Raw genomic sequence first — 13,554 nt, forward strand, 5'->3', positions numbered from 1 at the left:
GTAGAGAGAAACCCGATCCTTCCATAAATAGAAGGATCGGGTTTTCCGTTTTCACATCAATATTCCTTTAATAACATTTTTGGCTACACGAATATTATCAGGAGAAGAATCTCTTAGCAGTTGTACAATTTCTTTGATTTGTTTCTCATCTTCAGTTACTTCAAACTCTTCTTCTATATAAGCAAATAATTGAATCAAATTAACATCCAGTGACTCAGCGATCTTTGCTAAGTTCACCAAAGAAACATTCTTTTCTCCACGTTCGATCTGTCCTATGTATGAAAAATGAAATCCGCCTTTTTCTCCGAGGGATTCCTGTGAATACCCTCTTTCTTTCCGTAGTGCGCGAATTCTGGCTCCGACCAGCTTCAAAACTTCTCTGTCCTCGTTCATGGTATTCACCTCTCTATGTTCAAAAGTGTAGACAAGTTTCCTCAAGGTAAACACCAAACGAAGAATACAAATAATTTATTTGATTACTATAAGTATCGTTTTATTGTATAATACTGGTATTAACTCTTTGGAGGGATGACAATGGCAAGAAATTGGTCCATAACCGAAGCACATTGTAATCACCAAGTAGATTTTACCCCACGTTTACAAGACCATGATATCTCCACACAACCTAGGTCCAAAGATATTCCTGCTTACCATATGCTACGTACCACAATAATGGCCTATCACCAACAGGCTAAGTATCATCTCAAACTTGCCACTATCATGCGTAATCACAATCAGTTCAAAGCCTGCCTCATTCTCTGTGATTGGGCTCTAGCCTCCATGATCAAGGCGCTTTATATCTATAAGTATCATTCAGTACATCCACCTAAGGAACTCACGATGAACGAAATCTTGCCTTAGTGCATACGGACACTGAACCCGGAGTGGATATCGCTTTGTTCATCGGCACGATACAACATATTTCTTCCCTAGCAGATTACCCGAACGACCAGCCAATAGAACTGGACAACATTGAAATGCTTCTTCAACGAACAGAAGACACATTGGGAGAGTTAGCCATTCGATTGAATGATAATTCATCAGAGTAAGATGTTTTTTTAATTGATCATTTGGGTTAAATGTTTGATTTATCTGTGTTACGCTTACAAAATGACATCTTCCAAATAAAGGGGATATGATGCAGAGATTACAAAGGATTTTCTTTGCTTTGCATCGGGAAAGTAGGTGTACATTTTGAAAAGAGTAATTGCTATCGTGTTTTTCATATTATCTATATTGGAATTGGTTACATTAATCCTAATTGGTAAAAGCATGATGACTGGGTATATGGAACCGAGTACGTTTAGAGGGATAATTTCATTCCCACTAGGCGCTACGTACCTCTCGATCTGGATGTTCTTTTCACGGCAAGAGTTTACCGGAGGACGAGTCGCGGGACAGATCAGTATGACAGCGGCATTGTTGACGTCGTGCCCGTTGGTGTGTTTGTTAATCATTTTCTATTAAATCCACCATCCCTCTTCTTAGCAAATGGTATAATGGCAAAAAAGGGATATTCTAGCGCGAGGCTTGAAGGCTCTCACAGCAGAAAGGATGTTATACCACATGCCTACATACAACAAATTGGTGCGGGACAAGATTCCGCATATTATCACATCCAGCGGTAAGGAATGCCGCACACGCATTCTGGACCCGGAGGAGTATAAGCAAGAACTAAGAACAAAGCTGCAAGAAGAATCGAATGAGTACTTAAGTGCAAGAAGCGATCAGGAAGCGCTAGAAGAACTGGCCGACATGCTCGAAGTGATCCGGGCGCTGGCTGAGGTGCATGGAGCGAATGCGGCGCAATTGGATAAGCTACGTGCGGACAAGGCTGAGGCACGCGGTGGATTCCAGGAGAGAGTGTATCTGATCGATGTCGACGAAGCTTAACGTTAAACTCATTACAGATAACTTGGCAGACGAACTGATTGCCCGGATGCAGCATGCATCCGGGATTTATATTATGACGTCCTTTATTATGCAGTCTGGTGTGAAACTGCTTGCTCCGCATTTGAAACGGGCAGCAGAACGTGGAGCTGAGGTGCGAATGCTCGCGGGAGACTATCTGTATATCACGCAGCCGGAAGGACTTCGGGCGCTCTGTGAGGTCGATTCACGAATTGAAGCGCGGCTGTGGCGAAGTATGGGGACTTTTTTTCACCCGAAAGCGTATCTGTTCGATCATGACAACGGGGAAGGACTGTTGATCGTCGGCTCGTCGAACTTTTCGTTCACGGCGCTCAAGACGGGGTATGAATGGAATCTGGCGATGAATGCGGAGGCGGAGCCGTATACGTTCCAGATGGCTTTGGATAAGTTCATGCAGAGCTTCTACCACGAGACAACCCTGCCGGTGAACCCGGATTCGATTGAACTTTATGAGGAAGAGTACCGTAAATATCACCAGAAGAACCCGGAGATGATCCAGCGCATCACAGAGATGGAAGAAGCGGAATTTGGCACAGGTCTACCAGAGGACAAAGAGGAAGAAACCTCCGAGCTGTCGCTGGTGCCGATTCAACCGCGCTTTGCTCAGTTGGATGCCCTCGAAGCACTTCATGGCACGATGGAGGAGCAGTACGACAAGGCGATGGTCGTTATGGCGACCGGGCTTGGCAAAACGTATCTGGCGGGTTTCTTCTCCCAGCGGTTCCAGCGGATGTTGTTTGTGGCGCATCGTGAAGAGATTCTGTTCCAGGCGAAGAAGTCTTTTCAACGGATCATGCCGGAGCGCAGTCATGGGATCTATAACGGGCAGTATAAGGATGGGACGGCGGATTGTGTGTATGCTTCGATCTTTACGCTGAGTATGCAGAAGCACCGGGATGGTTTTGCAGCGGATGCATTCGATCAGATCGTGGTAGATGAGTTCCATCATGCGGCGGCGAAGACGTATATGTCGGTGATTGAGCATTTTCAGCCAAGGTTCCTGTTGGGCATCACGGCGACCCCGGATCGACTGGATGGCAAGGATGTGTATGCGCTCTGTGATGGGAATGTGGCGTACCAGATGCATTTTATCGAAGCGATCCGGCGAGGTTGGCTGGCGCCATTTCAATATTACGGGGTATTCGACGATACGGATTATTCGCAGATTCGCTGGATCGGGACAAAGTATGATGAGGAACAGCTCATGGCCGTTCAATTGCAAGAGGAGCACGTAGAGACGATCTATGCAGCCTGGGTCCGGCACAAACAGACGAGAACAATTGGCTTTTGCTTGTCGATCCGGCAGGCGGATTATTTGGCTGCGTATTTCCGAAGTCAGGGCGTGAAGGTACTCAGTTTGCATTCGCGCACATCGGAGATGTCGCGGGAGGAAGCCATTCGACAGCTTGATGCGGGTGAGCTGGAGGTTGTGCTGACGGTGGATCTGTTCAATGAAGGTACGGATATTCCACGTGTGGATACGCTATTGTTCGTGCGTCCAACCGAGTCGCTCACGGTGTTCACCCAACAGGTGGGGCGTGGTCTACGACTGGCGGAGGGCAAATCGCATTGTGTCATCATCGACCTGATCGGGAACTACCGGAATGCGGATGTGAAGCTGAACCTTCTGGATGTGCGCGGAGATGAGGAACGAAGCGGAAAAGCGATGGATTCGGCAGTGCCTGAGGTTCCGGCTAACTGTGGGATTCATCTGGAGACCCGGGTGGTGAACCTACTTCAGGAGCTAAGCCGCAAACGGCTACCGCGCCGCGAGAAGCTGCATCAGGATTTTCTGGATGTGAAGCGAGAGCTGGGGCGTATTCCGACGTATCTGGAACTGCACCTGATGGGGCGTTCGAAGAGTGTCGGGTATCGGAGCGAGTTTGGTTCGTATGTTGGATTTCTGTATTGGGCGGAGTTGTTGTCTCCGACTGTGGGAGAGATGTACGTCCGGCATGAGGCATGGCTGCGCGATGTAGAGAAGACGGTCATGAACAAAAGCTATAAGATGATCGTACTGCTGTACATGTTGGAGCGAGGCGAAGCGCACTGGATGGACCCGATCACGCCGGGGGAGATGGCAAGCTTTTTCCATACGTACCTGACGGAGAAGGAATACCGGAAACGGAAAGACTTTTCAGACAAGGACAAGCTTGCGCTCTGGGAATGGAACGAGAGGACGGCAACACGGATTGAGAAACTGATAATTGATATGCCGATGTCTATGTGGAGCGTGGCGAAGGGTAGCATAACGCGATTCGAGGATGGCCTGTTCTCACTGAATGTGCAGGTGCAGGATGCGGAGGAACGGGCGTTGCTGTATCGCTGGACGCAGGAGATTTGTCTGTATCGGTTGCATGTGTATTTTGAACGTGGGACAGTAGCGGTTACATTAAGAGTTTAGTAATATTTTTATAACTAAATTATTCATCGATGATATTCCTTGATAGTACCCCCATCTTTTTTTGAAAAGATATATGAAGCAATTGGAACCATTTCGGAATCAAGAAATACTACTTTGTAGCATGAAACCATGTGATCGTGATCTCCATTTTCACTGATACTATACACCTCACGGGTCTCAAAGGTATATCTTTTCAAGCTGCCAAATAAAGCCCGGAAAAAATACCATAAAGGTAAGGGGGGGGGGGTGAGAAAATCGCCCTTTTTTTCTTAAAGATTGCGAATTAGATAAAAAATAACATTTTAATGAAACCTTTACCTTTTTGATAGGGTATATATGGTATGTGCCCTTTTGCTTAGTAAAGCCTAGCACAACTGAGAATATAGAACACATTGCTTTATAAGCATTTCACGGGGAACCTTTGAAGGGAGGTGCTCTTGTATGATCTAAGGTTCGAGTTCATTTCAGATCACTTTATTTTTAAGCTACTAAATTCTAGATTTATTGAGAGGGGAAACAAGATGTCTAAAAAACAATTGAAAAAACCTTTAATTATAGCTGGCTCATTACTTTTGTTAATGAGTAGCGCAGGAACGTCTTTCGCTGCCTACAGTCATGATTTGTACCCTAACTATTGGCCACAGGGAAGATCAAGTGTCACTTATTCTGTCCAATCTACTTTTGATTCTACTACCAAAACACAAATGCAAACTGCAATGAGCCAATGGAATAACGCATTGCCTTCAGGCAGCTTTCTTTACAAATCGGCTTCAGATACCAATGATTCGACACCAAGCCAAAACAACATCAATACGATAACAAAATATCCTTACGGAGCTGATGGGTTTACCGGTGAACATGTGCCTTATCTCAATTCTGCCGGAAAAGTAATTGAATCAGATATAAGAATTAACAGCAGCCACAACTGGTCCAACTCTCCAAAACCAAATTATCGTGATATTCAAAGTACGATGACTCATGAATTCGGTCATTCTCTTCGTGTAGGGCATTCTCCGATTTATGAAGATACCATGTTTGGAGAGGGATCATTGAATACAGACTACAAAAGAACGTTGACAACTGCTGATCGGGAGGCAGCCCAAGCTTCAGTGTCGAGATGGTTAACTAATTCACTGAGAACAAATGATGATGAAAGCTCCAATTCAGATCTTAGTGATAAGGTTGTTGTTCATTCTGAAGCTGAAGTTATTCAATTTGATAAGAATCAGCTTGTAAATGAAGCTGATGTTATTGTGTCTGGAACAGTTATTTCTCAAGAAGTGAAAAAAGACTTTGAAGGATTCCCTGTCACAGATACTACCATTCGGGTTCAAACTGTTTATAAAGGAGAACCTGGTGAAACAGTAACAATACGGGTTAAGGGTGGGGAAACAGATAATATGATTTACACCCTCAATGAAGAAGCCTCTCCTACATTTAAAATTGGAGAAGAAGCCATTGTATTTCTTACTGGCAATAAAGGATCGAGACCGGATAAGAACGATTTCGGCTATTATTTGGTAGGACAAGCTCAAGGAAAGTTTGATTCTGGTATCCAGTCACAGTCACAAGGCGTAGTCAAAAATAGTACAGATACTCACAGTTTGGATCTTAACAATATTCAGAATGAAATTAATTTGATCGAAAAATATAACAAATTAAATAACATTCCGAAATTATATCTTCCAGAAGGTCAAGAAAGTAATATTTAACTTGAACGGTATAAAAAAGCAGCCCGAGTGGGCTGCTTTTTAAATTAAAATGCAACATTTATGGTTTTTATTACGTTTATTAGGTAACAAGTGCCAAGGAGGGGATTGTCATAAAAGTAAAGTCAATATATTTTATTCTCAGTGTTGTAGCGGTTTTTTTATTGTCAGCTTGCGGAAGTGGTGTTACTGGCTCAAGCCAGCAGAATGAACTAGGTGAACCTTACCGTGTGGCGTTGGATGAATTAATATCAACAGATAAGGCTCTTAATGAAAACATGGAGTATATCTCATTGGATTTCGATAAAGGACTTCCAATAAAGGATTCTGATAAAAAAAGCATCGAGGATTACCTTCAAAGCAAATATAATGTAAAGATATATAACCTAACCTATGAAGAATTGGTTGAAGAAGGACTGTCTGAACAGTCTGAAAGCAAGCTTAAAGGGGTTTTACTGAAAATTGAAAAGCAGGAGCAACAGTCAGATAATAACATTACCATAGAGGTCAGTAAGTATCGTTCCAATGAGGGTTCGCTCTCTGCAAAAATAACATTAATCTATGAGAAAGGTCAATGGAGAGTCGCTACTCATACTCCGACAAGAGAAAGTTAAAGAAAGTATTTATGGATCACCCAAACACTGGTAAAGTATTTTATAATAATTTCAAAAGCCCTACAAGGGCTTTTTTTGTCCTGTATTTTCTGATTTTACTACCCTTAAAGAAAAGTTAGAATTATACTACATTACATGTTCGTATGAGTGCGACCATATTAGGCGTATATAATCTGTAAAGGTATACCTTTAAGGACAAAGGAAAGGAAGCCTAGTGTTTACTAAGCTTCCTTGAAAACAGAAATTTAATGGGGTTTATGCTTTAGTCAGCATTATACAAATATTTATGAATACCGTCTTGTACTTTGTTGCTATGCCTCATTTCAGAATAGATAAGACTCAGTAAGACAGTTATCAGCACCAGTAAAACAGATACAATTTTTTGGAAATTATTCATTACCAATTATACCCTACGTTAAATGTGTTACTTAAATCAAACATGTGTTCAACAGCACTGTGCCATTCCGTGACATGGCTTATTTGGAGTCCTGTATAAGGATATGCAGAAGCTGCCTTCCAACTGGTGCCGAGTTGAAAGTTATCTGTTGACTGAAGATTCTGTAACCAATCTGGTGTAATTACCCATTTTGCTGTGTCTGTGCTTTCTTCGGTTGTAGCAAAAAACAGCCCTTCTTTTGGTTCAATAGGAGCTGCATACAAAGATGTGCTAGTCACTGTGAACATAAGAGATGCAGGCAAGCTTAATCTAAACAATTTCACCTTGCCCTGAAACATTTCTTCACTCTCCTAAAATTATTTAAGCAGAAAATGATTGTATGTAACATAATATATATGAAATCATTTTCCAACTCTAATAATGTATAACAAAATAAATCAAGAAAAGTTTCAGAAATATTATAAAATAGATTCGATTCACAAAAAAAAGGCGAATCGAAATGGTAATCGCCTTCTGATGATATTCTTGTTCCTCTGTGTCAGACAGTCCTCCGTAACTTATAAGCTTGACAAGTTATGGGCAAAAAAGAGAAGGAGCGTTGGATTCTAGGAACGGGTGTAATTAATCGCTTGTCGTGTTACCGCGTCTGGAGGAGCTTGAAAGCAACTTATGCTTCCCCACCCTCCACAAAAACCATAATCGCTTGATACAAAAACTTCAAAAATTCCTCATCACCAAACTGATCAAAATAACCCGCATAGCGACGATCCGTCGTATAGGCTTCTGCAATACATCTCAAAATCTCAGCATCACAACTCATAAATTGCTCCAGACAACTCTTCCATTCACGCACTAGCGCCTGCACCTCACCAGAAGCAGGGGACAGATCCTGATGCTTCGCCAATTTCCGAAATACCTGTTCCATGTTCACCGAGAACTGCTGGTAGGCTTGTTCTTGCTCTTCCGCAGATAGCTGGCTCACATTGGCTTCAAATTCCTGATATTTCTCGGTATCTCCATATACAAACTTCGCCTCGGATTCGTATTGCTCTTGAATGGACAGAATGGAAGAGTCGTCAAACAGATGAAGATGAGAGATATCCTTCCCATCTACATACTCGTCCAATTGGTCGATGATGGTTTCGAGCTTTTGTTTGCGTTGAACGAGTGTGCTGCGATGCTCTCTTAGGATATCTTTCTGTTCTTTTTTGGAGAGTTGCATCATGGCTGCAATGTCTTTCAAGGAGAAATTCATTTCTTTGAACAACAGAATCATTTGCAGTTTCCCGAGTGCCTCTTGATCGTAATACCGATAGCCATTGTCCTCGACTTTACTCGGTTTCAATAGATCCGTTTTATCGTAATAATGTAATGCGCGTTTGGTGATGCCTGTAATTTGAATGATATCTTTAACGGTGAAATAGGGTGTCTTCATTCCAAAAGTCCTTTGTTTCAGCAAGGATAACACTTGCCGGAGTAATGGTTGCTTCGGTGATCGGTGTACCTGTTTTGTTCAGATAATATTGAATTAAGTGATAACCGCAGGCATAGCCAGCCGCATAGGGCATACCTACGGGCGTGAAGTTTTGAATGATGGCAAGTTCATCGCCGTATAGATAGGGATTAATCTGGTCAAAACCGGTGACATGCAACTGGTCTTTCATTTTTGGTTTAATGAAGGTGTTCAAAGTCTCTATATCCGTTTTGGCTACCCATGGGCCTAGCAACTCTTCTCCATACAGGGATGTCGCAAAGCTCTCGGCCAGCCCCTCACTAACAATCATTTCCCCAAGGGTAATCTGTGGATCCCACTGGATAAATTGATACCTCACGTTATGATTGCATTCATGAGCTAACACGGATTGCATACGAGGTAGAGTATAGCTATTGGGGGTCAGGTTCGCAATAATATAACCCGGGATTCCACCATCTCCGCTGATGCCTTCGTTCATCATGAGTGACGGGCTATTCTTGTCGCCTAATAAAATCGTGTATAGATATTCGGAGACCGATAGCTCAATCCCGTGATCTGTAAAGGTAGATAAACTTCTACGAACAGCTTCATGACACTGTTGCCAAAATGCTTCAGACGAAATCGCTGCTAACGATTCGTTAATCTCAGGTGTGATATCTTCGGGAGCGATATTCAACAAGTTATTCATCATGATCACGTCGAAGCCGTAAGGCTCTTGAGATCGAAACGGAATCTGTTGTATGTTCCACTTGTTCATAAAGGGACCCATCATACGCTCGCGGTATAACTCCAATTTCTCATCGGGTGCAGCCTGGATGATCTCCTCATAGATTTGATCTGAACGTAACGCGATAATCTTCATCCTTGATCTCTCCTTTAGGTGAACTTGAGCCCATTATCAAGTATGACCTTACGTAACAGTCAAGGAGGAATTTGCGATACGTTTAAGTGCATTAATCGATCCGATTCTAAGATAAGTTGTAAAAAAAAATTGGCTGCAATCCAGATATCTATGGAGAACACAACCAAAAGTTTTTGAACGTTTATAATCCCCTCACACCGCACGTTATCCACGTTTCATTAATCCCCAAACTACATATATGAACAACGCAGCCAATAGAAACGCAGGTACGATAATGGGTTGTGCCAGGTTACCAACGGACATTGACGTGACCTGTGAACCAACCAAACTGACCGCGCCAACCCCAACAAACAAAGCGACATTCCATAAGGCAAAAGGGAGTAATCTTCCTACATTTCTTCGGTACCGCGTAATCATGATAATCATCACCAGTATGAAAAGAACTAGAAACAGTAATTCAGTAATTGACGTCCATCTTCCCAGTTGACTCATTGACTCGATCGCTTGGTCGCTTATGGAACCACCGGAAGTCCACTGTTGTGATTGAGCTATCCGATCCGATTCCAAGGAAACATAAATGCCATAAAATAAAATCATTAGTACGAGATACATAAGCATCGCTACGTTTATACGACGTTTATCTGGTTCTTTGTTTAAAATAACGTTCATAGATTCACCTCTTAACCTGAATAGTGGGTTATCTCATGAAAATAACATTGAAACCGATCTGACACCAAAAATGGATATCTTTGTAGTATAATCCATTTGGTTCTGGATCGAAACCATGCACGAAGGAGGAGTGCTATGAAAAAGAAAATGTTCTTTTTGCTACTAGTTATAGTACTCGTTACTTCAGAGGTAATTATGATATGGTTTTCTGGGTTAGAACCTCCCGCATATCAGGTGGAAAATGATAACGATACCAGCTCTTCAGGCTTGCATAACAAGGCATCATCAATACCCAATATCATTGAAATCACGAATGAAGAAGCAACCCTACAATTACCTCTTAACGACGTCCCAGAGTATAAGCGCTACCTGATGAACGAACAGGACTTCCAAACTGAAATAGATCGTACATATGTGGAAGTATTGGAGGTGCCTTCTTCGGAAACATATTCGATGCTAAAGTATGGCTGTGGAACCAAAGCTTGCTTTACCCTTCTCGTGAAGACTGATGATATAGGGACGCATAGCTTGCCGTTGCCTGAGGGCATTTTACAAGATTATAAACTTTCCTCTGACTATCAGCAGGTGTTAATTCGATATGCTTATGATGAAGGCGGTCTGGTCAAGAGACATATCCTTGTTGCTGTGGATCTCAAAAAATTAAAAATCATTCCATATGCATCAACTGATTTGGAAGAAGCATTTATGTTGAAACCGACCTGGCCAATCATCTCTTATGAATGGATAGACAATAACCATTTCACGATTGAAACAGCAGCATTAGAAACAAGTGAATATAACGTACTTAAGGATTGGTTTGATTCCAATGATCGTGAAACGAGGAAGGTAACCATTCGGTTAAATTCATTGGATTAATTTTAGCTATTTAGTGAGAGGGGACAGTGATTTGATAAAAGAAATAGCTTCATTGATATTGTTGAGTGCAGTTCTTTTTGGAGGATGCCAATCAGATTCGTTAGTTTCTATACAGCAGGAACAAGTAGTGTCTCCCACCATGCAGGTAACTAAGAAGCCGAAACAAGAAACAAATTCAAAATTAAAATTAATCGGACCTTCTGAGGATGGACAAGTAAAACTTTATGCAAATAAAGAAACGGAAGATGCAATTGAAAGAGTAACTCTAGATATAAACGGGCGCACAAAAGATTTTGATTGGAGCATCTCTCATTATTCGGGAACGGAGCCGCAGTTATTTTATACCGATCTTACCGGTGATGGTAAGGAAGAGGCTGTAATAATCATTCAGACTGGCCGAGGGACAGGCTTGAATAACTATGAAATTCATGTCGTTAACTCTGATAACTTAACTGAAATTAAAGTACAGCGTTATGAGGATATTGTTACTGAGCATATTGAATCGCGTATATCTAAAAATGATGATGGTACATTAGCTATTACAGTGAATTCAAAAGGACAAGTAGATAATTTCAATTATGATTTCGATCCAGCACCAGACTATAATCAAGATGAGCTTGCTTTCGGCGGTGTAGTTATTTATACAATGGATAATCACAAAATTAAATTAAGTCTTCCAGGCTCTATTGGTATATCTCCTACATATGTGTGTGACTTCAATATCACGTATACCTTCGATAAAGACGACAATGAATTTATTGTTGATCAGATTGAAGTTGAACCTGTTGAAAAATAGATAAAAAGCTTGTTCCAATTTTGGGGCAAGCTTTTTGGGCATTTGAATGAATTAATTCCATGGTCATAATTTAATGAATTGACATTTTTAATGGGGAAAGTTATCTTAGTCTAAATAGTTAAGTTATTAACTAAATGGAGAGGAACAGAACGTATGGATCATTTACAAGAAGAAAACTTGCCATTAATTGACTCTAAACGAGATGCGCTGCAGGAATATTTACTTCATCTGCCGCTGCCAAATGCAGCTTTTTTCACGATGGTTGAGGCGACTGCCAACCTGGTAGCCGTATCGGAAAAATACTGGCAATCTCAAGGGCTGAATGGAGCAAGAATCCGTGTGCTTGTGGAGATTGCCAAAGATGGGGGAACGATGCTACCTTCAGTGCTTGCCGAAAAGATTGGTGTTACCAAGGCCAACATTAGCTTACTGCTAACCCCACTGGAGCGTGATGGTTATATCGCAAGAGCTGAACATGCACGAGATGGTCGCAAGACAGTCATTTCCATTACCGATGCTGGGCGGACATTATTGAGTGGGCATCTGCCGGGAAACCGTGAAGCTGTGGCCAGACAGATGGGCAAGTTGGATGAACAGGAGCAGCATCAGTTGATTGTTTTATTACAGAAGCTGAACAGGTCTTAATACATTTTAAAACGATTTTAAGCTCATTCTGGGGCCGGATATATGGAAAGGAATATGATTAGTTCAGCGAGGAATATGTTGAAGTCCAGCTGATCATTCTGTCCATTTAGTTAATAGCTTAACTACTTAATGGTGATTCATTTATAGGAGGGGGAGAACACGATGTCTATTATGATTACTGGAGCGAATGGACAACTAGGCAATCTGATTATCGCAAATCTGCTAGCCAAGATCCCGGCTACCCAAATTATTGCAGGTGTCCGTAATTTGGGTATGTCCTCAACCTTAGAAGCTCTGAAGGATCAGGGTGGAGAGGTACGCTACATGGACTATGATCGTCCGGAAACATGCCAGAAAGCTTTTACCGGTGTGAATAAATTGCTGTTGATCTCTAGCTCACATACCGATGATACAGTACGGCTAACTCAACATACTAGTGTAATTAATGCAGCGAGGAAAGCAGGAGTTGAACATATCCTCTATACTAGCTTTGCTTTTCCGCAGACGGGTCTTAAAATTCCAGTAAGCGTTCATAGACTTACCGAGCAGGTCATAATTGATTCAGGTATAAAGTATACGATTTTGCGTAACGGGCTGTACATTGATTTTGTGGATGTACTTGGATTAAATGAGGCGATACAAAGTGGTGTACTGACAACTCGTCCAGGAAATTGGCGATTCAATGCTGTAACACGTAGCGATCTTGCACAGGCAATTGCGAACGTACTCGCAGGCAAAGGATATGAGCAGCAAATCTATGAGCTGGCCGCGTCAAAAACTTGGACCTTTGCTGATCTCGCTGAGGTGCTTACAGCGTTTGCAGGAAAGACCGTTATTCACAGCGAGGATGTGTCGGTGCAGCACTGGATCTACCCTTTTTTAAGCAGTATAGATACGGTATCTACATCGAAAGACCTTGAACAATTGATGGGTCATCCGGTAACTTCGTTGAAGGATAGCATCGCACCCTTTCTGAAATAAGCGAACGTAAAATTGGAGCGAAGTTAAGCCTATGATTGTGAAATATAATTAATTTAAAAAACGCTTACAAACTTTCAATTCTACCCTACCTTTTACGAAACGAAGCTGAGATAATGGGAGAGTAAAGGGGCATAAATTGTTCCCCGTATTGTTTATCATCTACATCAGAAAAATAAATGCTGCATATCCATAGGA

General features: G+C 42.0%; 15 protein-coding genes. 10 read left to right on the forward strand and 5 right to left on the reverse strand.

Annotation, left to right across the window (positions count from 1 at the left end; all coding sequences use genetic code 11):
- Positions 1-51 precede the first annotated feature (51 nt).
- Entirely contained in the window at positions 52-393 is a 342-nt protein-coding gene (locus HP548_RS28210) for a helix-turn-helix domain-containing protein (protein WP_036606225.1), read from the reverse strand.
- 141 nt (positions 394-534) lie between these two features.
- Here HP548_RS28210 and HP548_RS28215 point away from each other — a divergent pair, with 141 nt between their 5' ends.
- The 6 genes from HP548_RS28215 (at position 535) to HP548_RS28240 (ending at position 6,659) form a co-directional block, all read left to right on the forward strand.
- Positions 535-861: a hypothetical protein gene (locus HP548_RS28215; RefSeq protein ID WP_175383504.1), complete on the forward strand. Its 327-nt coding sequence runs from the start codon at positions 535-537 to the stop codon at positions 859-861.
- Positions 861-1,049 (forward strand): hypothetical protein, encoded by a 189-nt coding sequence (locus HP548_RS28220; RefSeq protein WP_175383505.1) that lies wholly within the window; start codon positions 861-863, stop codon positions 1,047-1,049. The genes HP548_RS28215 and HP548_RS28220 overlap by 1 nt, the downstream gene beginning before the upstream one ends.
- Before the next feature lie 517 nt (positions 1,050-1,566).
- Complete coding sequence (locus HP548_RS28225) at positions 1,567-1,893, forward strand: nucleoside triphosphate pyrophosphohydrolase (RefSeq protein ID WP_175383506.1); 327 nt, start codon at positions 1,567-1,569, stop codon at positions 1,891-1,893.
- Positions 1,877-4,336: a DEAD/DEAH box helicase family protein gene (locus HP548_RS28230; protein WP_175383507.1), complete on the forward strand. Its 2,460-nt coding sequence runs from the start codon at positions 1,877-1,879 to the stop codon at positions 4,334-4,336. Before HP548_RS28225 ends, HP548_RS28230 begins: the two co-directional genes overlap by 17 nt.
- A gap of 521 nt (positions 4,337-4,857) precedes the next feature.
- Positions 4,858-6,048 (forward strand): matrixin family metalloprotease, encoded by a 1,191-nt coding sequence (locus tag HP548_RS28235; RefSeq protein ID WP_175383508.1) that lies wholly within the window; start codon positions 4,858-4,860, stop codon positions 6,046-6,048.
- Positions 6,049-6,275: 227 nt separating this feature from the next.
- The gene (locus tag HP548_RS28240; RefSeq protein WP_175383509.1) at positions 6,276-6,659 is read left to right on the forward strand and encodes a hypothetical protein; all 384 of its coding nucleotides are present in this window, start codon (positions 6,276-6,278) and stop codon (positions 6,657-6,659) included.
- Between the two features lie 396 nt (positions 6,660-7,055).
- Here the strand turns inward: HP548_RS28240 and HP548_RS28245 are convergent, their stop codons facing one another.
- The 4 genes from HP548_RS28245 to HP548_RS28260 form a co-directional block, all read right to left on the reverse strand.
- Complete coding sequence (locus HP548_RS28245) at positions 7,056-7,394, reverse strand: hypothetical protein (RefSeq protein WP_175383510.1); 339 nt, start codon at positions 7,392-7,394, stop codon at positions 7,056-7,058.
- 329 nt (positions 7,395-7,723) lie between these two features.
- Positions 7,724-8,491 (reverse strand): MerR family transcriptional regulator, encoded by a 768-nt coding sequence (locus HP548_RS28250; RefSeq protein ID WP_175383511.1) that lies wholly within the window; start codon positions 8,489-8,491, stop codon positions 7,724-7,726.
- On the reverse strand, positions 8,466-9,392 hold the full coding sequence (locus HP548_RS28255; protein WP_175383512.1) for a DUF2268 domain-containing protein: 927 nt from the start codon (positions 9,390-9,392) through the stop codon (positions 8,466-8,468). The genes HP548_RS28250 and HP548_RS28255 overlap by 26 nt, the downstream gene beginning before the upstream one ends.
- 204 nt (positions 9,393-9,596) lie before the next feature.
- A complete protein-coding gene (locus HP548_RS28260) occupies positions 9,597-10,061 on the reverse strand; it encodes a hypothetical protein (RefSeq protein ID WP_175383513.1) in 465 nt (154 codons plus the stop codon).
- A 135-nt stretch (positions 10,062-10,196) separates the two neighbouring features.
- Here HP548_RS28260 and HP548_RS28265 point away from each other — a divergent pair, with 135 nt between their 5' ends.
- From HP548_RS28265 to HP548_RS28280, 4 genes are all read left to right on the forward strand, one after another.
- Positions 10,197-10,937 carry a hypothetical protein gene (locus HP548_RS28265; protein WP_175383514.1) on the forward strand — a complete coding sequence of 247 codons (741 nt, stop codon included), beginning with the start codon at positions 10,197-10,199 and terminating at the stop codon, positions 10,935-10,937.
- A gap of 31 nt (positions 10,938-10,968) precedes the next feature.
- Positions 10,969-11,733 carry a hypothetical protein gene (locus tag HP548_RS28270; RefSeq protein WP_175383515.1) on the forward strand — a complete coding sequence of 255 codons (765 nt, stop codon included), beginning with the start codon at positions 10,969-10,971 and terminating at the stop codon, positions 11,731-11,733.
- A gap of 153 nt (positions 11,734-11,886) precedes the next feature.
- On the forward strand, positions 11,887-12,378 hold the full coding sequence (locus HP548_RS28275; protein WP_175383516.1) for a MarR family winged helix-turn-helix transcriptional regulator: 492 nt from the start codon (positions 11,887-11,889) through the stop codon (positions 12,376-12,378).
- A gap of 162 nt (positions 12,379-12,540) precedes the next feature.
- Positions 12,541-13,359: an NAD(P)H-binding protein gene (locus tag HP548_RS28280; protein ID WP_175383517.1), complete on the forward strand. Its 819-nt coding sequence runs from the start codon at positions 12,541-12,543 to the stop codon at positions 13,357-13,359.
- Positions 13,360-13,554: the final 195 nt, after the last annotated feature.

The sequence above is a fragment of the Paenibacillus taichungensis genome (genome assembly GCF_013359905.1).
GTDB classification, from domain to species: Bacteria; Bacillota; Bacilli; order Paenibacillales; family Paenibacillaceae; genus Paenibacillus; species Paenibacillus taichungensis.